This window comes from Catenovulum maritimum (genome assembly GCF_001050375.1).
GTDB lineage: Bacteria > Pseudomonadota > Gammaproteobacteria > Enterobacterales > Alteromonadaceae > Catenovulum > Catenovulum maritimum.
The window spans coordinates 301,508-326,448 of record NZ_KQ130483.1; the positions used below are offsets into that span (position 1 = coordinate 301,508).

The 24,941-nt window shown below is 37.2% G+C and carries 20 protein-coding genes and 1 riboswitch; of the genes, 9 read left to right on the plus strand and 11 right to left on the minus strand.

Annotated elements, in window-relative coordinates; translation table 11 throughout:
* Nucleotides 1-5 precede the first annotated feature (5 nt).
* A riboswitch (cobalamin riboswitch) is annotated at nt 6-209 on the plus strand.
* Nucleotides 210-288: 79 nt separating this feature from the next.
* Together XM47_RS03915 and XM47_RS03920 are read left to right on the plus strand one after the other, a co-directional pair.
* Nucleotides 289-2,262 (plus strand): TonB-dependent receptor plug domain-containing protein, encoded by a 1,974-nt coding sequence (locus tag XM47_RS03915; RefSeq protein ID WP_048689912.1) that lies wholly within the window; start codon nt 289-291, stop codon nt 2,260-2,262.
* A 1-nt stretch (nt 2,263) separates the two neighbouring features.
* On the plus strand, nt 2,264-3,448 hold the full coding sequence (locus tag XM47_RS03920; RefSeq protein ID WP_048689913.1) for a hypothetical protein: 1,185 nt from the start codon (nt 2,264-2,266) through the stop codon (nt 3,446-3,448).
* A gap of 297 nt (nt 3,449-3,745) precedes the next feature.
* Here XM47_RS03920 and XM47_RS03925 read toward each other — a convergent pair whose 3' ends face one another.
* On the minus strand, nt 3,746-4,096 hold the full coding sequence (locus tag XM47_RS03925; protein ID WP_048689916.1) for a VOC family protein: 351 nt from the start codon (nt 4,094-4,096) through the stop codon (nt 3,746-3,748).
* 294 nt (nt 4,097-4,390) lie between these two features.
* The gene (gene topA, locus XM47_RS03930; protein ID WP_048689919.1) at nt 4,391-7,060 is read right to left on the minus strand and encodes a type I DNA topoisomerase; all 2,670 of its coding nucleotides are present in this window, start codon (nt 7,058-7,060) and stop codon (nt 4,391-4,393) included.
* Nucleotides 7,061-7,248: 188 nt separating this feature from the next.
* Here topA and XM47_RS03935 point away from each other — a divergent pair, with 188 nt between their 5' ends.
* Entirely contained in the window at nt 7,249-8,433 is a 1,185-nt protein-coding gene (locus tag XM47_RS03935; protein ID WP_048689923.1) for an N-succinylarginine dihydrolase, read from the plus strand.
* On the opposite strand, the gene XM47_RS03940 is transcribed toward XM47_RS03935, so the two are convergent.
* The gene (locus XM47_RS03940; protein WP_048689926.1) at nt 8,389-12,243 is read right to left on the minus strand and encodes an Ig-like domain-containing protein; all 3,855 of its coding nucleotides are present in this window, start codon (nt 12,241-12,243) and stop codon (nt 8,389-8,391) included. The two genes, XM47_RS03935 and XM47_RS03940, sit on opposite strands and share 45 nt — an antisense overlap.
* 133 nt (nt 12,244-12,376) lie before the next feature.
* Here XM47_RS03940 and XM47_RS03945 point away from each other — a divergent pair, with 133 nt between their 5' ends.
* Nucleotides 12,377-13,681 (plus strand): dicarboxylate/amino acid:cation symporter, encoded by a 1,305-nt coding sequence (locus XM47_RS03945; protein WP_281175789.1) that lies wholly within the window; start codon nt 12,377-12,379, stop codon nt 13,679-13,681.
* A gap of 143 nt (nt 13,682-13,824) precedes the next feature.
* Here XM47_RS03945 and XM47_RS03950 read toward each other — a convergent pair whose 3' ends face one another.
* The 4 genes from XM47_RS03950 to XM47_RS03965 all read right to left on the minus strand — a co-directional run bounded on the left by XM47_RS03950 (nt 13,825) and on the right by XM47_RS03965 (nt 17,555).
* Nucleotides 13,825-14,433: an HAD family hydrolase gene (locus XM47_RS03950; RefSeq protein ID WP_048689930.1), complete on the minus strand. Its 609-nt coding sequence runs from the start codon at nt 14,431-14,433 to the stop codon at nt 13,825-13,827.
* 37 nt (nt 14,434-14,470) lie between these two features.
* Nucleotides 14,471-15,442 (minus strand): aldo/keto reductase, encoded by a 972-nt coding sequence (locus tag XM47_RS03955; protein ID WP_048689932.1) that lies wholly within the window; start codon nt 15,440-15,442, stop codon nt 14,471-14,473.
* A gap of 98 nt (nt 15,443-15,540) precedes the next feature.
* Complete coding sequence (locus XM47_RS03960) at nt 15,541-16,398, minus strand: hypothetical protein (RefSeq protein WP_048689935.1); 858 nt, start codon at nt 16,396-16,398, stop codon at nt 15,541-15,543.
* 11 nt (nt 16,399-16,409) lie between these two features.
* On the minus strand, nt 16,410-17,555 hold the full coding sequence (locus XM47_RS03965) for a methyl-accepting chemotaxis protein (protein WP_048689937.1): 1,146 nt from the start codon (nt 17,553-17,555) through the stop codon (nt 16,410-16,412).
* A gap of 537 nt (nt 17,556-18,092) precedes the next feature.
* Here XM47_RS03965 and XM47_RS03970 point away from each other — a divergent pair.
* The 4 genes from XM47_RS03970 to XM47_RS03985 all read left to right on the plus strand — a co-directional run bounded on the left by XM47_RS03970 (nt 18,093) and on the right by XM47_RS03985 (nt 21,053).
* Nucleotides 18,093-19,022: a LysR substrate-binding domain-containing protein gene (locus tag XM47_RS03970; protein WP_048689940.1), complete on the plus strand. Its 930-nt coding sequence runs from the start codon at nt 18,093-18,095 to the stop codon at nt 19,020-19,022.
* A 30-nt stretch (nt 19,023-19,052) separates the two neighbouring features.
* Entirely contained in the window at nt 19,053-19,610 is a 558-nt protein-coding gene (locus tag XM47_RS03975; protein WP_048689942.1) for a YqgE/AlgH family protein, read from the plus strand.
* A gap of 74 nt (nt 19,611-19,684) precedes the next feature.
* On the plus strand, nt 19,685-20,125 hold the full coding sequence (gene ruvX, locus XM47_RS03980) for a Holliday junction resolvase RuvX (RefSeq protein WP_048689945.1): 441 nt from the start codon (nt 19,685-19,687) through the stop codon (nt 20,123-20,125).
* A gap of 127 nt (nt 20,126-20,252) precedes the next feature.
* Nucleotides 20,253-21,053 (plus strand): ion transporter, encoded by an 801-nt coding sequence (locus XM47_RS03985; protein WP_048689946.1) that lies wholly within the window; start codon nt 20,253-20,255, stop codon nt 21,051-21,053.
* A 239-nt stretch (nt 21,054-21,292) separates the two neighbouring features.
* On the opposite strand, the gene XM47_RS18700 is transcribed toward XM47_RS03985, so the two are convergent.
* Genes XM47_RS18700 through XM47_RS04000 form a run of 3 tightly spaced genes read right to left on the minus strand, consistent with a single transcriptional unit; the run spans nt 21,293 to nt 23,155 of the window.
* The gene (locus tag XM47_RS18700; protein ID WP_149865446.1) at nt 21,293-22,012 is read right to left on the minus strand and encodes a FlgO family outer membrane protein; all 720 of its coding nucleotides are present in this window, start codon (nt 22,010-22,012) and stop codon (nt 21,293-21,295) included.
* A 13-nt stretch (nt 22,013-22,025) separates the two neighbouring features.
* Complete coding sequence (locus tag XM47_RS03995; protein ID WP_048689948.1) at nt 22,026-22,496, minus strand: LPP20 family lipoprotein; 471 nt, start codon at nt 22,494-22,496, stop codon at nt 22,026-22,028.
* Nucleotides 22,493-23,155, minus strand: coding sequence for a FlgO family outer membrane protein (locus XM47_RS04000; protein ID WP_048689949.1), 663 nt, complete (start codon nt 23,153-23,155; stop codon nt 22,493-22,495). The genes XM47_RS03995 and XM47_RS04000 overlap by 4 nt, the downstream gene beginning before the upstream one ends.
* A gap of 186 nt (nt 23,156-23,341) precedes the next feature.
* Between XM47_RS04000 and XM47_RS04005 the strand changes: the two genes are divergently transcribed.
* Nucleotides 23,342-24,544 (plus strand): flagellar assembly protein T N-terminal domain-containing protein, encoded by a 1,203-nt coding sequence (locus tag XM47_RS04005; protein WP_172656499.1) that lies wholly within the window; start codon nt 23,342-23,344, stop codon nt 24,542-24,544.
* On the opposite strand, the gene XM47_RS04010 is transcribed toward XM47_RS04005, so the two are convergent.
* Nucleotides 24,545-24,919 (minus strand): YbaN family protein, encoded by a 375-nt coding sequence (locus XM47_RS04010; RefSeq protein WP_077066462.1) that lies wholly within the window; start codon nt 24,917-24,919, stop codon nt 24,545-24,547.
* Between the last annotated feature and the right edge of the window lie 22 nt (nt 24,920-24,941).

Below are 24,941 nucleotides of genomic sequence, written 5' to 3' on the forward strand. Positions count from 1 at the left end.
AGAGTAGCGCCGAATTTGATAGGTGCTTGTTTCGTACAAGTTAAACGGGAAGTTTGGTGAGTAACAAATCCAACGCTGCCCCCGCAACGGTGATCGACTAAAAGTAATATAAGCTTAAATGCTAACCACTGTATTGAAAAATATGGGAAGGATATTACCAGAGTAATTCAGTCGTCAGCCCGGATACCGGCCTACAGATAATAATTGATTTATTGCGGTGGGCGATAAGTAAAGTGCTTTTGCTATGTATTCATAAAGCATGATACTGCCCGCCTCTTCTGAGGCCAAATGAAATATTTACTTCTAATATTCTTCTTATTTTCTAGCTTGAATCTAGCATTCGCTAAAGAGTCAACTGATACAATTGAAACCATCGAAGTTAATGGAGAGCAAACTGCCTCTATAAACAATAGCCTAGTGTTCGATAGAAAATCTCTCTTAGCCTTAGGTCAAGATTTAACCAGTGTTCTACAAAAAATGGCCGGTGTTCAAATTCGCCAAGTATCAGGCGTAGGTAATCCAATTTCTGTATCAATTCGGGGCTCAACAACCAAACAAGTTCAAATCTACTTAGATGGTCAATTACTAAACGACAGTCAATTTGGTAGCTTTGATTTAAATACCTTATCATTAGACCAAGTCGAATCTTTAGAAATAAGTAAAAATGGAAGTTTAGGTTCGGGTTTAACGCCAATTGGTGGCGTAATTAAAATTAATACTTTAAATCCTAACAAAGACCATAACCGATTAGCTACCTCAATTGGGTCTTTTGGCTACCATTCCTTATCAACCTCCATGGTCAAAAAATTTAAATCTCACAGTTTACTTGCTGGTTTTGAATTATTGAACGTCGATAATGATTATGAAAGTCTTCTAAGAGAATATAACAACCCAAATAACTTCTCTGAACAAAAACTGAAAAATAACCAATACCAAAAAACTAATTTTTACTTAAGTGATAACTTCAACCTCAGTGATCATGCAATTAAATTAAATTTAGATGTGAAACATCAGCAAAAACACTTTGCTAATTACCAAAACAATCACCCAGACAATAGTTCTATGCTAAAAACCCGTAGTTGGCGCATCGGTGCTGAAGATGACTGGCTGCTTCAGTCGAGTTGGGTAAACTCAATGCAAATGAGCTTGTACATTGAAAATAAATATGAAGACTATTTTGATCGGCCTGAGGGTATTGAAGAGTTTAGAGGTGAATACCGAACTAAAACGCTAGCAGCAAATTTATCTCCGTCATTTCAATGGGGCCAGATTAGTTATGTACCTGCTCTGAATGCCTTAATTGAAAAATATCAATCAACTAGCTATAAAAATAGCGAGACCTTTTACTGTGACCAAAGTTCAAGTGTTAAGTCAAATTGCGACATTAGTGCAAAACAAGAAAAAATAGTGTTAACGAATAGAATCAATTACCACTCGGCAAATTGGTCAAGTTTTTTTCAGCATTCAAGTCAATTTGAGTCTAACTCCAATATTGAAACAAATGCATTATCACCAGAAAAAATTGACAGAGACAAAACCTACCATACAACTGAGTTTGGGGTAGCCTACCAAGCCGAGCAATCTAACTATGTGCTGAATCTACATTCTGCCAGTCGCCCCCCCACTCTATTTGAACTCTTTGGCGACAGAGGCGCTTTTAAAGGTAATAAAAATTTACAAGACGAAAGATCGGATTCGATTAGTTTTGAATATGATTACCAAACTCAAGCATTCGCTTTTGATTTCGCTTTTTATCATAAAAACCTAACCAATAGCATAGTCGCTATCTATTATTCATCTGGTGCTGGTCATTACGAAAACGTCAGTGATGCTAAATTACAAGGCGTAGAATCCGGTATTAGCTATAAACTTAATGATGCTATCGATATAAGTGCTAGGACAGAACTCCTAAACTCTAATACCAGTTCGGATAAAGTGACCTCTTCAAATGATAGATATTTACCCGGTATATACCACTACAACTTTAACTATCAAATCACATACAAAGCAAGTGATCAGCTGAACTTAACTTGGTCACAGCAGCTAAGAGATAAGCTTTATTATAATAAGCCTAATAAATTTGATGATGGGCATGACAACAGCTTAAATAACCAAACAGATATTGCTCTTCGTTACCAATATCAAGATTACAAGTTAACAACTACCGTTTTTAACTTATTTAATAACCACTACCAAGATCTTGCCAACCGCCCTACACAGGGTAGACGCCTGCAACTTACTTTAACCATAGAGAATTTATAATATGCCGTTTAATTCACTTTTAAAATACGCGCCGTTAGCCGCAACTTTGACTTTAGTCGCTGCTTGTTCGAATGACAATGGCGCATCTGGCCCAATCACAACTGGCGTTGTGGTGCAAACTGTTGCTGCTGATTACTCAAGCTCAGAAGTTGTTTCGGTTGATTTAACCACAAATACAGTTGAAACCTATTACACTAAAACAGACAGCGACTATACAATTGATACCTATAGAAATAGTATTTTCCATATCGGAAAAAGAAATTTAGATACTATTACTAAATATAACGCGGCGACAGCGACTACTGCTGAATATCAATATTCAACCTTAGATTCGCAATCGACCACACAAAACCCATACAAGCTTGCCGTACTAAATAATACGAAGGCATATTTAATACGATATGGCGCAGAAACAGTTTGGATTGTTAACCCATCAGCTGCCACATACGCTGAGTTCAAACTCGGTGAAATCGACTTATCGGTTTATAACCCAACTGCGGCTAAACAAGCACCTTCGGCATCAGATGCTAAAATTATCAATGGAAAACTATTCATTAGTTTACAACGATTAGATGAAAACTGGGCTACTCATGATGCCTATGTTGCAGTATTTGATACCGAGACTGATCTAGAGATTGAAACAAATAGTGATGCAAATGATAACTTTAAAGGTATTAAGTTATCTGGTACAAATCCTCTAGAAAACTCACTGACTGTGTACCAAGATAACTTATACATTCATACACATGACGCTTATGACGGCACAATTGACACTAGCTTGATTGAGAGAATCAACGCTAATACCTACGAGAGCCAAGTCGTAGTATCAGCAGCAGATGTACAAGGTAACACATCTAGTAATATTTCTGGGGTAGCCATTGTTTCAAATACTGAAGGATATTTAACAGTAACAGGCTCTGTTTATACACCTAGTTATCATGAAATATCTAGCTTATACAAATTTAACCCAACAACAGGTGAAATCAGCAATACTAAATTAGCTAACTCTGGTAGTGAAGATATCAATTATATTGCTTTAGATTCATTTGGCCAATTATGGATAGCTGTCGCAAATCCAGATAACCCTGGCTTGGATTTATTAAACACAGCGACAGGTGAGCTAATTAACCAACGTATCAGCACAGACTTAAATCCTAATACAATTCGATTCTTATCTGCTTTTTAAGCCCCTACCATTAATTGCTTTAGTCTTTACTTTTATTAAGTTTAAGACTAAAGCTGATTAACCTTAACTCGAGATAAGAAATTAGCTAATACTATGAAGTTATTTATATTATCCAATTTTTATTTATTGAAGGTATTTTTTCATAGAACAAGGGCAATTTGCGTACCTAATAACTGGTTATTACTAGCGAATTCAACGCAATTATCAGGAAAAAGGCCCTCAAGAAAGAAAGCTGTTATCCTTAGTTGAGATTGTTTACCAATAAGTTGTTGAACTTGATTCAAAATGCTTTTCAACTTATGTATCTGACCAAACCGCAAATTCGTTTCCACTCGGCTCTAAAAAGTGGAAACGTTTACCGCCAGGAAACTCAAATATTGGCTTAATGATACTGCCACCAGCAGCTTTAATCTTGCTCTGAATTTGAGGTAAATTTTCAGCATAAAAAACAACTAACGCGCCTCCAGTTGCCACTCTTGATTCTAACTCACTCCGATAAAAACCACCTGTTATCGCTGTATCTTTAAACTCGGTATAATCAGGGCCATAATCTTGAAATTGCCAATTAAATACCGTTTTAAAAAACCTCTGAGTTGCTTGAATATTGCAAGCTGGTAGCTCCAAATAATTAATTGCGGTTGGTTTCATATTACAATTCCTCAAATCAATTCTTTGTTTAGTTTATACCAGTTCCCCTAAATTTTTGGTCTATATTTTACGTAGAAAAAAAGTGTGCTAACAAGGCATGAATTGCCGCTACTCGTAAACTAATAACAAAATTCATAACGCAGTTTACGTGTTTTTTAACCCGTAAAATTGAGTAATAATTAGGATGGATTGGTATTATTTATTAACCAAAAATAAAGTTCATTCTCTAAAATTTAGTCAATAAAAAAGGCGAATAAAAATTCGCCTTTTGTTTAATTCAATTAACTCACTGCACTAGCTCTTAGCTTTTGGTTTAGCCTTCGGCTTGGCTTTAGCCTTGGGTTTTGGTATCTCTTCAACCCACTTGCCATCTACATACTTTGCAGACCAGCCTGTCGCTTTTACTTTGCCATCAACTTCAACTTCAGAGGCTAAATACTGCTCTTTAGACTTTCGGCTATATTTAATAATGGCAAGATTACCTGCATTATCTTTTTCAGGCCCATCAGCTAAATAATAAAACTTAGGTGAAATTCTGTCTCTAAAGCGCTTTAACTCTTCTACTTTTGGCGCTCTAGTTTCCCTTGATTTAGGGAAGTTGTGAGCTGCCATAAAGATGCCTGAAGCACCATCTCTTAACATAAAGTAAGCATCTGATTTTTCACAAGGTAATTCTGGTAAAGGCACAGGATCTTCTTTTGGTGGCGCTGGTTGTCCATTTCTTAATAATTTGCGTGTGTTTTTACATTCATCATTAGTACAACCAAAATATTTGCCGAATCGGCCATTTTTAAGCTGCATTTCAGATTCACATTTATCACACTCTATAATTGGGCCATCATAGCCTTTAATCTTGAACTGACCTTGCTCTACTTCAAAACCATCACACAACGGATTATTACCACAAACATGTAATTTACGTTCTGTATCGATTAGATAGCTGTCCATAGCTGTACCACATTTTTCACAGCGTTTTTTTGCAAGTAAAGCATTTGTTTCGGCTTCTTCATCGTTAGCGTCAACTGCTTCTTCACCCGGGGTTAAGTTCATTGTTTTAGTACAACGTTCTTTTGGTGGTAAAGCGTAGCCTGAACAACCTAGGAAAACACCTGTAGAAGCCGTTCTAATCGTCATATGGCGATTACAGTCCGGACAATCAATATTGGTACTAATTGGTTGGTTTAATCGCATACCACCGTCTTCTGGTGGTTTTTCAGCTAATTCAAGTTTATTACTAAAGCCAGAATAGAATTGGTCAAGCACAGCTATCCACTGCAAATCACCATTTGCTATGTCATCTAAATGCTTTTCCATATTCGCTGTGAAATCAAAACTCATTAAATCGTCAAAATTCTCTAACAATCTATCTGTGACAATTTCACCCATTTTTTCAGCATAGAAACGCTTACTTTCTAATCTGACATAGCCACGATCTTGTATCGTACTAATGATAGAAGCATAAGTTGAAGGTCGGCCTATACCTTTTTTCTCTAATTCTTTAACTAAAGCCGCTTCACTGAACCTTGCAGGTGGCTTAGTAAAGTGCTGTTTAGGATCGAGCTTATCAAGGATTAAACTATCGCCAACATTCACGGCTGGTAACAGTTGGTCTTCAGCTCCTTTTTTAGAAGCTGGCGGCTGAACTCGTGTCCAACCATCAAAAACCAAGACTCGACCTTTAGCTTTTAACTCGAAATCAGAAGCTTTTACTGTGATAGTACTAGAGTTATATTTTGCAGGAACCATTTGGCAGGCCACAAATTGACGCCAGATCAGTTCATATAATCGTTTAGCATCCGCATCGACCCCGTCAACTAACTCTGCAACTGTAGTGACAACAGAAGGACGTATGGCTTCATGGGCCTCTTGAGCGCCATCTTTACTACCGTATATTTTAGCTTCATCTGGTAAGTAGTTGTTACCATAATTATCGGCAATAAAATCTCGACAGCTTGCAACCGCTTCAGCACTTAGATTGGTTGAGTCGGTTCTCATATAAGTGATGTAACCCGCTTCATAAAGTCGCTGAGCAAGCATCATAGTTTTCTTCACACCAAAGCCAAGACGCGTACTCGCAGCTTGTTGTAAGGTAGACGTTATAAAAGGAGCACTTGGTCGGCTAGAAGTTGGGCGTGTCTCACAATCTGAAACTTGATAATCAGCTGGTTCAAGTTTAGCAAACGCAGCATCCGCTTGTGCTTTATTAACAGGTCTGAAGTTTTTACCGTTTTGTTTAACGACTTCTAAGCGTAAGTTTTCTTTACCGGCTGTGTTTGTATCTGCGTGGATATCCCAGAACTCTTCCGGAATAAAAGCTTTGATTTCTCTTTCACGTTCAACAACTAAGCGAACAGCTACTGATTGAACTCGGCCGGCAGATAAACCTCTAGCGACTTTTTTCCACAATAACGGAGAAACCATAAAACCAACAACACGGTCTAAAAATCGTCTTGCTTGTTGGGCATTAACACGGTCAATATTTAATTCATCAGGTTGAGAGAAAGCTTCTTGAATTGCTTTTTTAGTAATTTCATTAAATACAACTCTTTTGTATTTAGTATCTTCGCCGCCAATCACTTCACGTAAGTGCCAAGCGATTGCTTCTCCCTCTCTATCCAAATCCGTTGCGAGATAAACAGTGTCAGCTGTTTTCGCTAGTTTTTGTAGTTCAGCTACGACTTTTTCTTTACCGGGTAAGATGTCATATTCAGCTTGCCAGCTTTGTTCTGGGTTTACACCCATTCTTGCAACTAGCGCAGCTTTTTCTTTTTTCTTTTTATAAGCAGCTTTTTCTTCTGCTGACATTTTTTTAGTGTCAGCAGTTAGTCCAACCTTACCTTTTGATGAAGTTGGTAAATCTCTAATATGACCAATACTCGATTTAACAACATATTGGTTGCCTAGATACTTATTGATTGTTTTCGCTTTGGCTGGCGATTCGACAATTACGAGTGACTTTCCCATATGATATCAATAGTTCTATAAATTAATTGGAATAAAACAGTGCAAAACGCACCTCTTTTTTAAAGATATATAGATAAAAGAATAATCTAGCAAGCCTTTTTATCCAGATATTTGTATTTAGCCGCTGATCGGAGAAAAATTCGTCTATATTTTAAGTATTCTTTCATAAATTTAACATTTATAACTTTATGAAGTATTACGAAGTCAATTTTGATGGTCAAATTTCCCCAACACACAATTTTTCAGGGTTATCTATTGGTAACCTAGCTTCGATTAACTCAAAAAACAAACTTGCCAATCCAGATAAAGCGAGCCAAGAATGGTTAAATAAGTTTAATTTATTAACTAATTTAGGCATTCACCAATACAGCTTACCGATCCATTCTAGACCAAATAAACAATTACTCGAACAAATTGGCGTATTTAATCAAACTGACTTTGATAAATTAGATGAAAAATTAAAAAACTCTTTGCTGTCTGCTTCGTCTATGTGGGCCGCAAATGCAGCAACTGTAAGCCCATCATGCGATACTTTAGATGGCAAATTACATATTACACCGGCTAATTTACAAACTTATTTTCATCGTTTAATTGAGACTTCAACTACCAAACAAAATTTAGCCAACATATTTAACGATTCTCAGCTTTTCACCCTGCATCAAGCTTTACCAAATCATACTTGGTTTGCCGACGAAGGGTCTGCAAACCATATTAGATTAAGCCCAGATCATGGTGTAAAAGGGTTAAATATATTTATCTACGGATTTGACCCTATGTCGCCTGTCGTAGCTAAACTGATCTACCCAGCAAGACAGTCAAAACAAGCCGGTTTAGCAATTGCCAGAAAACATAAATTAGATCCGGATTACACGCTACATATCCAACAAAATCCTAACGCGATAAATGCTGGCGTTTTTCACAATGATGTCATTTCTGTCGGTAATGAAAATCTATTTTTCTACCATCAACTTAGCTTTGCAAACACAGCAGCTGTCATAGCGAAAATAAAACAGAAATGGCAAGATTTTTACCCGAATAAACCTTTGTATCTAATTGAAATTACAGAACAAGAGCTAAGTTTAAAGCAAGCCGTTCAAACCTATTTATTTAATAGCCAGATTGTGACTCTGCCAGACCAAAAAATGGCTTTAATTTGCCCTGTGCAATGTAAAAAAAACCAAGTAACAGCAGATATAATTAAAAGCGTTCTACAAGGCGACAATCCAATTCAGAGCGTGCATTTTGTAGATTTAAGTGAAAGTATGGCAAACGGCGGAGGACCCGCCTGTTTGCGCTTAAGAGTGGTTTTAAATCAAAAGGAACTTAAATCAATCACTATCAACAACCGTAATGGCATAGGCCGTCACAGTTGAAGCTCGAGTATCTGTTGCTTCCGTTGTGATAGTGATAGTCAGTGGTGCAGCATCGACCGAGTTTCCTTCTCCAGCAACTTCTCGTTTAACAGTAAACGGGAAGCCTTGTGGAATTGCCGTATTGGTTTCACCAACAGTAAAACTAGTTGTTCCAACTAATTCACCATTAGAAGTTTGCACATCTATTTTCGTACCTGCCGGCATAGGGTTATTATTTAAGTCCGTTAGATAGACAGTAAAGTTAACACTAGATACGCCATCACCATAGGTAACACAAGCTGCATCTGTACTGCCTGTTCGACATAGATTAATCACCCCAGTAGAGGAATCTATCTCTGAATTATCAGCAATAATACGAATTCTCGCATTATCATCCGACATAACAAGCGTTAAGCTGCGTCGAACAGACACTAAATCACGACTACAAACACCCGCGGTTTGATTTTCAACCGTGCAGGCTAAACCATTATATATTCCATTTCCTTTATTGTAAGTTTGGTCATTATTGATATCGATAAACTCTTCATCAGCAGCTCCTAAAAGTATATATTCATCTGCATTTGATGAGGTTCTAAAACAATCATCTTCATCAACACCCGGTGCAAATGTAACATCTCCTCGGTCAATAAAAGGAGTATTAGGATCTGCCGGTGCAGGTGCTGGTGTTAAACCAGATTGAATACCACAGAACACACCATCTTGGTTGTCATCTCGATGCGCTTCAGCTAAATCATAAAATGTTTCACCTGCGTCATAAATACCGTTTTTATTAGCATCAACAAAGGTTTCCTCACCAAAGGCATAAGCTAAAATACCGACTCTACCCGCTCTAGCTCGACGTAACGAAACCGGAGATGCAAGTGCAAAGTCATAACAAGGTTTGCCATCTACAGCAGTATCATTTGCTGGATCATTATCATTACCAATATCACAAAATCCATCATCTAAATTATCGCCTTGCGGCTTAGGATCGACAGATCTCCAAGTTGTTGTACAAACCCCATTCGTAGTTGAACATGAACCTGCTGATGTGTTACCACCTTCAGCAAAAAATGTCACAGTCGTACCATCAATTACAGGATGGTTTGTATGATCTGACATAACAACGGTTAACTCACTTTCGCCCGATATCACATCCCAGCCATACACATTGAAATGCTCAGCAGCGAAAGTGAAACTGTTTTGATCGGCAATACCAGATGTAGATGAGAGTTTATTAGAAACGGCATAAGCAACTAAATCATCACTCGAGTCAACCAACTCAGCTAAAACGACTATAGCAGAAGCAAATCGACCCGATTTAACGTTAACTTGTACTGTACCATCGGTAAAAGATATTGCTTCAGTTGGTGATAATTCTATTCCGCCTAAACCGTTAATTTCGCCTATATCATTCGCAAGTGAAAATTTAACTTTTTGTCCTGCTTTAGGATTATTATTATCATCTAAAACTTTAAATGTTAGCGTTGCCTTATCAGCTGTGCCCGTTCCAGGGAATGTAATAACCGGATTATCCGTAACAACTTCATCTGCAATTTCGGTAGAGACAAACAAAACAGAATCCGCTGGTACATCATCTAAAACGACTGTTCCATTTGCACTCAGTGAGCGAGTGCCTGCAATTGCTGTGGCAGTTACTACATCTTGACTTTCACAGCCATCCGCAACATAAGTAGCTTTAGCAACACCATTAATAGATTTAACAACAGAATCTATTTTAGCTTTAGGCTCTTCAAGTGAAGCACAGGCTGATGAAAACAACACATCAATAGGAGCGGTGTAAGGCGTATCATCTTCTAGATTAATAATATTCACCACTAAGGTAGCCGTTCTACCTGGTGCTAACGAAGCTAAGTCAGTGGTGCCATCAACTTCTTTAACTAAAACGGTTTCTTCAAAACTGCCGTTCACTTGGTTACCCATGGCAATATTGGCTGCGCCAATTTGGAAAAAGGCAGTTGTTGTTCCTGAAGCATTTGAACTTGGTAAGGTAATATCTAACTGTCCAGCGCCAATCCCCTCTCCGGCATTAACATCAACATAAGCGAAACCATTTGAATTAGTCAGTATTCGGCCATTTTCTGGACTCAAATTACCATTATCCGTTGTTACATTGACTAACATATTAGGTATGCCTGTGCCGTTGACACCTGAATCTTCTTCAGTCACCTTAATCACTAAAACCCTTGGTTGAGTTAAAGTGACAGAAGTATCTAAAGTACATCCTGTTCCATTAGTCTTGTCTGCACCATCAGCCGAACAATCATACATTAGGGCTGTCACGTCATATGCTGCGTCTTGCTCGATTTCATCTCCAGCAGATTCAAAAAATTCAAATGCTTGAGCGGTTTCAAAAGTGGCCGTTAATTGTCCAGCACCTTTAACTGAACCTGGGGTTAAATCTAAGGTCGCAACCCCTTGTTCATTGGTAATAGCGGTTCCTAGTTGTGGAAATAAATTACCTAAACTCGTCGTAAACTGAATCACTGCATTTTCAACTGGATTACTACTAGAGTCAGTTAATCTAGCAATTAACTCTCCTTGAACACTGGTAGAAACCGTATTGATATCATTCTCTGTCCCTTTTTCCACAAGCCTTAAATCTAGTTGATATCTGTCACTAATTATATTGATATCATCACCCGCACTAGTATAAAGAATAGTATTAGAACTAACCGTTCCAGTCGCAACTTCTATACTCGCTTGAGCACTGCCAGCATCAGGAACGCTACCGGCTCTAAGCGCTATCGTCGCTATGCCATTACTAGTAATTGCTCTAGCTGAAGACGGAGATAAAATTCCAACATTTGCATTAAACGAAACTAGTGCAATTTCATTGGCTGGTAAAACAGCACCGTTTTTCATTACAGTTGCTTTAAGTAAACCTTTGTTAGCCGCACTCACTTGATTGATCGCAACAGTGTTAGTCTCAACATCCAGTAATTCAAGCACAATAGAATAGTCACTAGAAACGGTTTCACTTGGAATTTGGGTTGTCGATACTTGATAATTGAAATTTTGGGTCACGTCATTGGAAGAAATTGAGATAGCGTCTGCAGAAGCAACGCCGTTACCATTTAGCCTGAATAATGCGTAACCGGTAGAATTAGTCAATGTAGAACTAACGTTTAAACTAGCTAAAGACGTACTAGCATTAACGATAGCATCAGCAACAGGTGTGGTGTTGTCCGATTCCATCACACGAATAACAAGATATATAGGCTCAATCGAATTAATATTATTAACTCCATTATCTCCATTTTTAATTGTACAGTTCGTCTCATTAACTGTTAGTGGCTCAGCATCAAAATCGGCAGGGCATTTAAAGAAATTTCCTGTAAGAATGACATTATCAGAACTACCACCAGAGCTCCCACCACCAGCACTGGTGTAGTTTAGAGTTTGAGTAATATCAGACTCGCCAGAGGGAGTGTAGGATACAGTCAGCACATCAGCAGTTACTTCTGTTCCTGGTGACAATACAATTATGGCTTGACCAGAAGTATTAGTTGCCACCGAAGTTGAAGGCGAAATACTACCGGCGCTGGTGCCAAAATTTATAATTTGATTTGAAGCTGGGCTGCCATTTGCAAGCAAGGTTGCTGTTACAGTTAACTTGTTATCGACTGACGTTGTATAGGGTTCTATAGATTGTCCGGTATTATCCACTGCGGATAAGGTTAAACTATAATTAACCGACTCTTCTGTACTGCCTTCACTGTTTTGATCTTCTAATGTACCTCCTCCACTACATGCACTTAACAATGTAATAAATAAGGTAACGAGCCAATAGCGATACTGCTTTAGCATTTTGCACTCCATGGTCTTAAGTTCTATAGTAATGTATTCTCAATAATACTAGCCCAAATTTGTTTTAACTCACAGTTATCACAAACAAATTATCTAGATATTTTTCACAAAATTAAAATAATTGGAGACAATCTTGATTCAAAACAGCGTAAGCCTGCTAAAAACAAGCCTGACATTCAGAATAATCATAGCTATGGTACTTGGTATTTTAGTTGGTAAGTTATTTGGACTAGGTGTTAGCAAAGAAACCGACACACTAATAAACCTAGGTATTTTCGAGTTATCATTAAAAGGCTTCTTTGTTGAAGGCATTTTTCATGTTGGAGGTCAAATATTTATCACCAGCTTAAAAATGTTAGTTGTGCCTCTGGTATTTGTCTCATTAGTTTGCGGTACCTGCTCCTTGAACGATTCAGCCAAAATCGGAAGATTAGGCGTAAAATCATTAGCCCTCTACCTAATTACAACCGCCATAGCGATTACACTTGCTTTAAGTGTCGCAACTTTTATTGAACCGGGACAAGGCTTTACTTTACAGACCCAAACAGAATTTACACCTAAGCCCGCGCCTAGCTTTGTCGAGGTTGTTTTAGGCATGTTTCCAAGTAACCCGATAGATGCGATGGCGAAAGGCAATATGCTACAAATAATTGTTTTTGCAATTTTATTTGGTATCGCAATGGCATTATCAGGTAAAGCTGGCGAAAGATTATCTGCCTTATTTTTCGACTTAAACGAAGTCATCATGAAGTTAGTCGCTATTTTAATGAATCTAGCGCCATACGGCGTGTTTTTCTTAATGGCAAAATTATTTACTTATCTAGACTATTTAGCCATTGAACCACTCATTTGGTACTTTTTAACCGTCTTAGCCGTACTTTTTATCCATGCACTAATTACATACCCACTCATTTTAAAATTTTTAAGCGGCCTAAATCCGGTGATATTTTTAACCAAGATGAAAGAAGCCGCTCTTTTTGCATTTAGCACATCGAGCAGCAACGCCACCATGCCAATTACCATGAGAACTGTGACAGAGAAGATGGGCGTTAATAACTCGGTTTCATCTTTCACAGTGCCATTAGGCGCAACCATCAATATGGATGGAACTGCGATTATGCAAGGGGTTGCGACTGTGTTTATTGCGCAGGTTTTTGCAATCGATTTAAGTATGGCTGATTACGTTGCGGTATTATTAACCGCAACCTTAGCTTCGATTGGCGCTGCAGGTGTGCCAGGTGTGGGTCTTATATTACTTGCAATGGTTTTCCAACAGGTTGGACTGCCAGTTGAAGGGATTGCATTAATCATAGGTGTTGATAGATTATTAGATATGACTCGAACCGCGGTCAATGTTACTGGTGACTCTATGGTCAGCTGTATTGTCGCTAAGAGTGAAAAAGAGTTAGATATGGCGAAATTTAACAAGCCAATGTAAAGCGATTAATTTTCACGAGTAAAATTTAAGCAAAATTAACAAGCTCAATCATTTATGCTTGAGCTTGTTATTAATATCTAATTACCTTTACCCTATCAGCCAAGGTTTTCGTTTTAATTGACCAATAGATATCTTTAGTTGTTTTAATCGATAAGGTTGAGTTGCTTAAGCAATGCCTGTAATTCGCTAATACCCACCACTCTATAAGCATCTATGCCTAAAGCTAAAGCGGCATCAACATTAATTTGGTTATCATCAACAAATAATACCTGCTCTGGCGATACCGAGAGTTCATCCAACATGAGTTGATAAATGTCAGAATTTGGTTTTACCGCCCCCATTTTAAAAGACACAAATTGATAATCTAATTGAGCAAGCAGCTGCATTTTTTCAATTTCAGGCCAATGAATCAAATTAGTATTGGTTAAACAGGCTACTTTATAATCTAGCTTTAACTGATTAATTATTTTCTCTACACTTGGAAACACACCTTTAATCCAGGTTGAATATGAATCTACAAATTCTTGCTCGCTTACAGCTAAATCAAATTCATTGATCAGCTCACGGACAAAGGTGTCAGGAGACATTAAACCTTTTTCAAATGCTTGAACATTGTCAGAATTAATCCATTTAAGCCAAAATTCAGGCAAAGTCAGTCGATTTCCAAGCCAAGATAAAATATCTTGGACGCCCGAAATATCCAATAAGACACCGCCTAAATCAAAAACAATAACTTCATACTTTCTTTGCATAAAATCTAACAAACCTTAATAAACTGGCTTTATGGCTTTACGGCATTTCTGCACCACGAGCAGTTTCAAATAATAAATACCAATCCATTTTTGATAAATTAACATTGGCGACTTGAGTGCAATTTTTGATCCGCTGAATATCAGTTGTACCAATTACAGCCTGCATATTCATTGGGTGCTTAAATAAAAATGCTAAAACAATCGCTTCTAAACTCGTTTGATATTTCAGCGCTAACTGGCTAACCAAACTAGCTGTGGCTTGAACAACTTGAGATTGATTGCTCACATCTCGTCCACTAAACAAACCTTGTGCAAGACAGCCCCAACTTTGCAATTGAATCGCATTCATCATTGAATATTCTATGGTGCCTGCACTAAATGCGATATTTTGATAACCTGGCTGACAAGCAGTGATACCCTCATTAAGCCAATCTAACTGAGCCAAACTCATTTCTAGTTGGTTGGCGACCAGAGGACTATCTAAACTAGATTGGATAAGTTGAACTTGGGCTGAGTGCATATTCGAAACACCAAAATGGTCGACTTTGCCACTTCGCTTTAATATTGAAAATGCTTCAGCAATTTCATCAGGCTGCATCAGAGGATCGGGCCTATGGAGTAACAAGATATCTAAATATTCTGTATTTAAACGAGATAATATGCCCTCGACACTTTTAATTATCCAATCTTTAGACAAATCATAGTGTTTTACTTGGCCATCTTCAGCTAAACGTATTCCACATTTACTTTGGAGTATCATTTTTTCGCGCAGTGTAGGCTGATTTTTCAGCGCCCCGCCAAAGGCGATTTCTGCTTTTTGAAAGGCATAAATATCTGCGTGATCAAAAAAGTTAATCTGCTCTGATAAGCACACATCTATGATGTTTTCGGCTTGCTGAACTTCGCTGGTGCCAACTTTCCCTTGGTTCCAGCCTCCCCCGAGTCCCATACAGCCATAAATCACTTGGCTCGCATTAGGAAAATGAGTTTGTATTGCTAAATTTGCCATATTAGTTCTAATTTATCTTGGAAATTTGAATCAATATAGCAAATTTAGTTTGGTTTGATGTAGTCTAACTGGGTTAATTTTATTGAATACGAATGTAGCTACTGAAAATTTTGTTCTATTTTTTTCAGTTCCATTTCAAAAATTTCATTCAGTGCATTCATCGCTTGAGTTGCGAGTTCAAAATAATTTTTGGCGTCCAGTTTTATTTGCTCACAATCTACTAATTCATGCTCGATTACAGAACACAAATAGCGTGTTTGCTTGCTCGATTTTTCTATCAATATATTTAATTCTGCCGAGCTCTGATCTCGATTATATTCTTTGAGCTGGGCATAGGTTATCTCTGACATTTCGGTTATTTTTTGCCTTAAAAAACCTAATCTTATTTTTTCCACGCGATTACAAACTTTAACTGTCGCAACGCCTGTCCCCAAAGCTCTAGACTGACCGACACATTCAGATACATGCAATAATTCACGCCACAACAAACTAACCATAGGAAAATTAGGTAAAGCTTCGACAGTTAAAAAATGTTTTTCTGCAACATCTTCCAACAAATACAACATATTACCGATCAACTGGGTGTGTTGCTTAAAGCTATTGTCTGATGATAAAGACAAAACATTTTTAGACAATCGACCCCAGTGCTCAACATACCCTGCCCAGCGGTCAAAAGATTTAATTTTATTTTCGGATTCTAATCCCTTAGTAATGGTTTCAATTTCTAATTGAAGCGCTTGAATATTGGCTAATACTGAAGTGTCACCTCTAGCATAAGCAGAAGACCAGCCTCTGTGCTTTTGAATATTACTAATTAAATTTTTCACTCGGTTGATAAGAGATAATCCCTCGTTTTGTAACCGTTTAATTTTCTTCTTTTGTCTAATAACAAAATAAACTAACAAAGTGATTAAACTCACGCCTAGCACAATGGAAACAAGATAAGTGATATTCATTTACAACTCCTTTATATCGACTTTAACGTGAGATTTTTTAAATGTTCAGCAACTTTTGCCGCTTGATCGGCTACCTCTGCGTTATCTCGAGCACCTTCGACAACTAACTCTATATGTTGGGATATTTCTCGAGTTGCCATATTCTGTTGCTCGGTATTAGCCGAAATAATATTAATTTGATCTTGGACGTTTTGTGTCTCTTTGGTAATTTCATTTAAGGCTTCATCTGCTTGAAGTGCAGTATCAAAACAGCGTCGAGTTCGCTCCACCACATCCATCATTTTTTCAGTTACTTGATGACTTTGATCCCGAACCGAACTCACATTTTTTATAATATTGTCTGCAGATTCATTACTGCGTTGTGCTAAAGCTCTAACCTCTTCAGCAACCACAGCAAAACCTCGCCCAAATTCACCTGCTCTAGCCGCTTCAATAGAAGCATTTAGCGCAAGTAGGTTTGTCTGCGCCGAAATATCCTGAATTGATTGCGACATACTCGCAACGGTTGCGGATAGTTCATCTAACGATGACATTTGCAATTGAGTTTGTTCAGCTTCAAACTTTACTTGTTCAATTTCTATTTTAAGTTGAGAAATGCTAGTTCGTCCTTGCGAGGTGACATCTAACGCATGCGTTGATGCAGTATGAACATTGTTAATTTTATCTACAACATCTTCGAGAGATTGACTAATTTCTAAGATAGCGGCTGCAGTTGAATTGGTTGAGTCAGATTGTTTTTTAACATTGACTGAAACTTGATTTGCAGATTCAATAACTTGAACAGAAGAATGCTCCACCTCAGACATACGTTCAACTAAATTTAAATGATTACGACTAAGTTCTCTTAATGTATCAATCAAACGTAAGATCGGCTTACCTAGTGCAATTGACTGTAACTCTAGCTTTCTGTAATCAAATTCTGCTGTATTTGTAATCCCGAGTTTTTGTTCTAAGGTATCTAATTCGCCGACGAGCGCAAAAAATATGGATGCGGATAAATAAACCGCTAAGAAAATAAATATATACAGGACTATATCTGGCATCCAAAACGTTCCAGTCACAGCCGCTAAGATAAACAACCAAATTAACCAAGCTGTTTTTACCAATCCAATGCTTTTTATCAATAAATATGTGGGCTGCGCCATTACAGTATTCATTCACTTCCTCTCAGTGTTTGCAACAAAAGCAAAGCAATTAAAGTGCCAACACATCAAGACATTGTTTTTAATATAGTTTTTACTATCGTTAGGCGATTTATTACTTAAAGCTGTATTTTGACTCGACTGGCCCTGAATCATTAGAGTCCATTCGCACCTTATCAGTGCGATAGATAACCTCAATTCGGGATAACAACTTGCTTTCTTGAGGGCCTTTTTCCTGATAACTGCGTTGAATTCGCTAGTAATAGCCAGCTATTACGTACGCAAATTCGCCTTGTTCTAAGAAAAAATACCTTTCAAGAAATAAAAAATCAATAATAGCAATAGTTTAAGGGGATTGGCTAATTTCTTATCCCGAGTTAAGGTTAGATAGCAATCTATTACGCTGAAGTAATAAATCAAAGCTAGCTTAAATTTTTTGCTATTTGCTACAGCAAAATTTCGAGCTAATTTACGATTAGTGATTGCATAGTATGACTGAAAGATTAAAATGAATTAAACTCAACAATTTTAATTTAAAGTTGATATATTTTCATGATAGAAATTAAACACCTCAAAACCATTCGAGCTTTGGCTAATACGGGAAGCTTAGCTAAATCTGCAGAGTGGCTACACACAACGCCATCTGCACTGTCACATCAAATAAAAGAGTTAGAAATAAAAATTGGCAATCCAATTTATTTAAGAAAAACCTCACCGATTAAGTTCACTGCTGAAGGCCAAATTCTCAAAGATTTAGCAGAAAAGGTATTACCTGAAATACAAGATAGCGAAAATAGAATCAAAGATATTAAGCATCAGAATAAAGGCAAACTAAGACTCGCTATAGAATGCCACAGCTGTTTTCAATGGCTAATGCCAGCTATTAGTCAATTTCACCAGACTTGGCCTATGGTTGAATTAAGTTTCAACAACGATTATATGTTTGATGCTATGCCTGGATTAGCTGAAGGCGAATTAGATTTGGTTATCACTTCTGACGTTTTCGAAACCAATGAGTTTCATTTTGAGCCCTTGTTCAGCTTTGACATGGTATTAGTCACGTCACCGAATCATGAATTAGCAAATAAAAACTACATCAATGCACAAGATTTAACCCAGCAAACCTTAATAACTTACCCTGTCGAGCCAGCTAGACTAGACATTTTTAAATATTTACTTTTGCCTGCCAATGTCCAGCCTAAAAAGATTAAAAAAGTTGATCAAACTTTAATGATACTGCAAATGGTGACAGCTGATTTAGGTGTAGCGGCTTTACCTTCTTGGGCGATTAAAGAATATGAAGAGCAAGGCTTGGTTAAATCAATTCCCCTATCAAAAACAGGGTTACAAAGTGAGTTGTATGCAGCGGTAAAATATCGTGAAAAAAATCGTGCATATCTTCAATCATTCTTTAATATCAGTAAAACTGTCAGTTTAAATAATTTAAATAATGTAAAACCGATTAAAGTTAACCATAATTAGAATGTATGAAAACTAAATTTAAGGGATTCAATGCAAAGTTTAAAAAATCATTTATTAATTGCAATGCCGTCTCTCGAAGACAAGTATTTTGAGCGAACTGTTACTTATATTTGTGAACATGACGAAAACGGTGCAATGGGAATAGTCATTAATCACCCTACAGATATCATATTAACTGAGCTGCTTGAACAAATTGAAATTGAAACCACTGGCAAATCAATAAATGACAAAATACCTGTCTATGCTGGAGGCCCAGTTAATGTTGAACGCGGCTTCGTCATTCATTCACCTAAAAAAGGGTTAAAAAGCTCATTAAAGTTATCGGATGACATCATGGTCACGACTTCTAGAGATATTTTAGAATCAATAGGCACAAGTGAAGAACCTGAAAATGTACTCATTTGTTTAGGTTATGCTGGTTGGGATAAAGATCAGCTAGAGGAGGAATTACTCGAAAATACTTGGATAACGATTCCAGCCACAGCTGAAATACTCTTTAACACACCTATCCATCAAAGGTGGCAAAGAGCAACAGAAACACTTGGCTTCGCGACTTGGCAAATCAGCGACAGCGCTGGCCATGCATAAATTTTGATATTATTTCCACTTTAGGTGCCGCATAGGTACAATAACGAGTTCAGCTTAAACTAGAATTCCTACATATGAAATTAGATGAAAAATTTGGCCAAAGAACCGTTATGGCTTTTGATTATGGTACTAAAAGTATCGGCGTTGCGATTGGTCAAGAGCTCTCATACTCCACTAAATCTCTAGCAGCATTAAAAGCTAAAGATGGCATTCCAAACTGGGACTTAATTGAAAAAGAACTGAACAATTGGAAACCCGATCTACTACTTGTCGGCCTGCCACTTAATATGGATGGCACCGAGCAAGAAATCACCCAAAGAGCAAAAAAATTCGCCAATCGTTTACACGGTCGCTTTGGTTATCCAGTTGAAACTTATGATGAAAGATTAACAACTGTCGATGCTAAATCTTACTTGTTCGAAGTTGGTGGTTATCGCAATTTACAAAAAGATAAAATTGACTCGAAATCCGCTGAAATTATTTTAATGAGCTGGTTTGAAGCCCAAGCTTGTTAATCGCTAATCATTAGCCTGAATCTGATTAATACAGCATAAGCTTGCAATATTTGTAAACTAAAGCTTGACCTTTTCACGACTAAATTTATGATTCCCTGCGTTCCTTTTTAACCAAATATTGAGCATTATGTACCGAGCTATCCATCAAAAATTAGAAGCCTTGCGCAGTCACAAGGCATTTGAGTTTTTTGTTATTTTTGTCATTATCATTTCTGCATTAGAGATAGGTGCCAAAACCTATGACTTGCCTGATTTAGCTTTATCAGCAACTCAGATCCTAGATGCTTTTATCACGCTATTTTTTGTTTTCGAACTCGCAATACGATTTATCACCGAGCCAAACAAAAAGCACTTCTTCAAATCCGGATGGAATGTTTTTGACACGCTCGTTGTGGTGATTAGCTTAATTCCAATTAATGACTCAGAAATGGCACTACTCGCCCGCTTAGTTAGAGTATTCAGAGTATTGCGCATGGTGTCCATTATTCCTGAACTCAGAGTGCTGATTAACTCATTAATCAAAGCATTACCTCAACTAGGCTATGTCGTTTTGTTATTGTTTATCATCTTTTACATATACGCCGCAGTCGGCAGCTTTATGTTTAAAGATATCAATGATGTGCTTTGGGGTAATATCGCAATTTCTATGCTAACCCTGTTTAGAATAATGACATTTGAAGATTGGACTGATATCCAGTACGAAACTATGGAGGTTTATCCTTTCAGTTGGATCTTCTACATGACTTTTATCTTCTTCACGGCTTTTGCATTTTTAAATATGGTGATAGGTATCGTCATGAATGTAATGGAAGAAGAGCATTTAAAAGCGAAACAGGAAAAGCATGGTGTCGAGCCAAGCATGACAGAGCTTAAGCAAGAAATTAACGAACTAAAACAGATGATAAAGCAATTGTCAGAAAAAGCTTAATTTAACCTTAGCTCGGGATAAGAAATTAGCTAAACCCATGAAGCTATTGATATTATTAAATTTTTATTTCGGAGCGGTATTTTTCTTAGAACAAAGCGAATTCAACGCAGTTATCAGGAAAAAGGCCCTCAAGAAAGCAAGTTGTTATCGAGTTGAGGTTAATTTAGTTTAAGTCTTCGAACCATATAAAAAACGAGCTTTTGCTCGTTTTTTTATACCGGATTTAATATTGGCTAAACTTAGTTTTTAACCAATTTTATGCCATCTTTAACCATACTCGGCATGAGTTCTTGGGCAACAGAATTAGGTATAAAACCCTGAGCCGAAGCAACTATGCTTCTTGATTCGATACCGACCACACGTGCATGCACTTCTACGCCTGTATCTTTATAACTAAAAGTACCGGTTAAAATATACTCAATTGGGTGCCACTGCCTTAATTCGTCAATATCACGGCTTAAAGCAAAATCTCCAGTTTCTGTGACTCTTATAGTACCAGTCGATTTATAATCAATCACAGACAAGCCTAAAACTTGCGCTTGATGCTGAAAACTCTCTGCTAAATGAATACCCAATAAATTCGTTTGCTCTAAATTAGAATCCACAGGTACAAAACTCGCAACTGCAATTGGCGTTTTATCTGTCACATAACGCATGCTTTTTACTAGTTTAATTGACATAGCTTCAACATAATCACTAACACTTAAACGAGTATCCGATCTGATGTGTTGATTATAATTATTCAAATATTTGTGCGGATCACGCGCCCAATGATTTAGTAAAGCCGGATCTTGATGACCATTAAATGCTTCAAGCGTAAGTCGATTTTCTTGCTCTGTTGGCGCTACTGCCTCTTTAGGCATTTCATTTTCAACCAAAACTTGATCTTGATACCAATCGTTTAAAGACTGACAAGCAGATAAAGACATAATCGCAGGTAATATTAGTAATTTTTTCATATAGCCTCCGGTACTAGTAATACCTTGAGTTAATAATTTTAGTTTGGCCATTTGTAAAGGCTCTGACTCGGTACATATCTCTTAAATTAAGCTCTAACTCGGTAATATAAACCCCATCTAGATGATAAGATTTAACCAGTCTTGCACCTTTAATCACACCTTGAACCGAGGCTTTCATTTTTTCGTCGCCTAAAACAAGATCTTTTAATCTAACATCGGCAGATAATTTAAAACCGTGAACTTTTTCTGATAAATCTCGATACGCATCTAATTTAGAGGCTTTTATCGCTTTGACCATTTTCGTGGTTTTGTCATTGCCTAACTGACTCGATATGGGGGCATAACCTGTAGCAGTGACCACATAATCTTCTTCTGGCAGCTGGTACAACCACTGGTAATTTTTATCAATAGTGACAGTCGGTGTTGTTAACTGACATCCAGCTAATGTAAGTAAGCTAAAACATACGATTAAAAAAGGCTTCATTGTTTTGCTCCATAAACTCTTGGTCTTTCGCCTTTATGAATTAAGATGCCATCTCGACTCATCACTTCTTCATCAGCCCAAAATAAATTACTAGGAACAAACCCCATAGCCGTGGCCATCACTTTTTGATTTCTCATATTAACCATACGTAAATTAACTACCGCGCCATTTTGATGTGGCGTTAATGTACCAGCAACAACATAAGTCGCTTCGATGACTGGATTCAATTCGTCGACGTTTCTACTCCAAATTAAATCACCTTGATTCGTCACCTTAATATTTTGCGCTAATTTAAAATCAATCACTTTATAGCCTCGCTTATTGAGTTCATAAACAAAGCTTTCTTCTAATTGTCCACCTAAATGTTTCAGGGGCTTACCCGAATAATTCATATCTTGCCGGCTATCTTGTTCAACAAATCGAGTTACCGCGACTGAACGACCTGCAATTTCGTCTAAATCAACATTAAGTAGTAATTCGTCCGCCAGCATAAAGCTGTATGCTTTGATTGATAAAGCACTAACTTGTGGTTGATAATAATGTTTATCCGAATTTTTTGGTGCTTCTGGTACTAAATAGCTATGAGACGTTTTGTAAGCACAAGCAGTCATAAACTGAGTTAGGAGTACTAAGCAAAATATTCGCATTCGTGTTGTCATAAATTTGACCTTTTACCGCTTAAATAAAGCAACTGAAGTTAACAAGGCAATTTTTATTCCAGTTTTACACGGCAATTCAATTAACCCTAGAAATTATAATTTACTGGCACAAATTTCGCTTTACTCATTAATATGGAACAAAACGTCAGAAAACCGTCGAAAACAGAACTTAGTATAGAGCCAAGTATGAAAGCACACAGAAAACAAACTAGATCAAAATTAATTGCAGCCTTATCTGTTTTACTGTTGAGCTCGCCAGTCGCTAGTTTACATGCGGCTTGGTATCAATCGACTGGTAGTGCCAAAGTCATTAATGGCCAAATAGATAAAGCCAGAAAAAAAGCGGTTGAAGAGGCAGTAAAAGAAGCTTTATTGTTTTCTGGCGCCTCTGTTACCAGTACCCAACAGGTCACAAATGGATTATTGACTCAAGATATGTTCATGGTGAGAAGTTCTGGCGTAGTGAATGAAATCGAAACCGTTAACGAAAGTATTCTAAATGGTGAGCTATCCATTACGCTCAGAGCAGATATTTTTGCCGAAGATAGGCAATGCTTTACCACAGGTTACCAAAAATCTATCTCTGTCGTTAATTTCAATATACAGCATCAAGAACAAGCCCAAGTTGGTCAGTTATATCAGCTAGGACAAGTAGTTAGTAAAACAATTTTCAATAAATTACACTCTCAATCTACTAACCTAAATGTCCGATCTTATACCCCAAATTTAATTCTGCCCGCAGTTGAGCAGCCACAAAGCCAGCAATTAAAATTTAACGAAATAAAAGAAATATCTAGGCAAAGTGACAGCCAACTAGTGCTATCTGGTAGTTTGACGGATTTATCCTTAGGCAAAGCCAATAATCAAATATCACAATGGTTAACTGGCGCCTACGGCATAAGGTTTTTTGAAATGCAACTTAGCTTACACGATGGTTATTCAGGTGAATTACTGCAAAGCTTTAACTTTCAATCAGATGCAGTCTGGGATTTAGATCCAAAAGATAAGATAAATATCCATAGCCGCCAATTTTGGTTAACCCAATATGGTCAAATGATAGATAACACATTAGATAAAGCTATCAATGAACTAGAAAACATAGCCCAATGTGTTAATTCAAAAGCTTATGTGATTGACGCTAATAGCACTATGCTAAGACTAAATTTAGGCAGCGAAAACAGTGTCAACATAGGTGATAAGTTTAAAGTACTGCATCAAGCAAACTTTGTTGATCAGGCTGGACATACCCGACCACACTTTATTATTAGCCCTTATAAAGTCGTAGTATCCCAAACTTATGCAAATTCAGCTGTGGCAAGTACTGAAGATCAATCATATTTAGCTAATATTCAAATTGGCGATATTTTAATGCCAGTTGTTCACAATTAGCTAATTTTTAACACAAGGTAAGCGCCATAAATAAGTTGATACTGATAGGCCAATTGCAATCAATATAAAAGCAACCATGAGTTTTTGCATTAAGATAATTGAGATACTCATCCCTATCCATATCAGTAAAATAGCTTGTTTTTTACTTTTTAACGTCATGCCACCATAGGTTTGGTAGTTACGAATAATTTCACCAAAGAATTTTTGATTTAATAACCAAGCATGGAATTTAGGTGACGACTTGGCAAAACACGTCGCAGCTAACAAAACGAAAGGTGTGGTCGGCAATAAAGGTAAAATAACCCCAAGTACAGCCAAAACCATGGCTAACCAACCTGCACACATCAAACTAAAATTCACTAATTTAGATTGCATTTTAATTCCTTTAAGTGATTTA

Coding starts and splice junctions, on each gene's coding strand:
- XM47_RS03915 (WP_048689912.1), top strand. CDS start 289: ATGAAATATTTACTTCTAATATTCTTCTTATTTTCTAGCTTGAATCTA.
- XM47_RS03920 (WP_048689913.1), top strand. CDS start 2,264: ATGCCGTTTAATTCACTTTTAAAATACGCGCCGTTAGCCGCAACTTTG.
- XM47_RS03925 (WP_048689916.1), bottom strand. CDS start 4,096: ATGAAACCAACCGCAATTAATTATTTGGAGCTACCAGCTTGCAATATT.
- topA (WP_048689919.1), bottom strand. CDS start 7,060: ATGGGAAAGTCACTCGTAATTGTCGAATCGCCAGCCAAAGCGAAAACA.
- XM47_RS03935 (WP_048689923.1), top strand. CDS start 7,249: ATGAAGTATTACGAAGTCAATTTTGATGGTCAAATTTCCCCAACACAC.
- XM47_RS03940 (WP_048689926.1), bottom strand. CDS start 12,243: ATGCTAAAGCAGTATCGCTATTGGCTCGTTACCTTATTTATTACATTG.
- XM47_RS03950 (WP_048689930.1), bottom strand. CDS start 14,433: ATGCAAAGAAAGTATGAAGTTATTGTTTTTGATTTAGGCGGTGTCTTA.
- XM47_RS03955 (WP_048689932.1), bottom strand. CDS start 15,442: ATGGCAAATTTAGCAATACAAACTCATTTTCCTAATGCGAGCCAAGTG.
- XM47_RS03960 (WP_048689935.1), bottom strand. CDS start 16,398: ATGAATATCACTTATCTTGTTTCCATTGTGCTAGGCGTGAGTTTAATC.
- XM47_RS03965 (WP_048689937.1), bottom strand. CDS start 17,555: ATGAATACTGTAATGGCGCAGCCCACATATTTATTGATAAAAAGCATT.
- XM47_RS03970 (WP_048689940.1), top strand. CDS start 18,093: ATGATAGAAATTAAACACCTCAAAACCATTCGAGCTTTGGCTAATACG.
- XM47_RS03975 (WP_048689942.1), top strand. CDS start 19,053: ATGCAAAGTTTAAAAAATCATTTATTAATTGCAATGCCGTCTCTCGAA.
- ruvX (WP_048689945.1), top strand. CDS start 19,685: ATGAAATTAGATGAAAAATTTGGCCAAAGAACCGTTATGGCTTTTGAT.
- XM47_RS03985 (WP_048689946.1), top strand. CDS start 20,253: ATGTACCGAGCTATCCATCAAAAATTAGAAGCCTTGCGCAGTCACAAG.
- XM47_RS18700 (WP_149865446.1), bottom strand. CDS start 22,012: ATGAAAAAATTACTAATATTACCTGCGATTATGTCTTTATCTGCTTGT.
- XM47_RS03995 (WP_048689948.1), bottom strand. CDS start 22,496: ATGAAGCCTTTTTTAATCGTATGTTTTAGCTTACTTACATTAGCTGGA.
- XM47_RS04000 (WP_048689949.1), bottom strand. CDS start 23,155: ATGACAACACGAATGCGAATATTTTGCTTAGTACTCCTAACTCAGTTT.
- XM47_RS04005 (WP_172656499.1), top strand. CDS start 23,342: ATGAAAGCACACAGAAAACAAACTAGATCAAAATTAATTGCAGCCTTA.
- XM47_RS04010 (WP_077066462.1), bottom strand. CDS start 24,919: ATGCAATCTAAATTAGTGAATTTTAGTTTGATGTGTGCAGGTTGGTTA.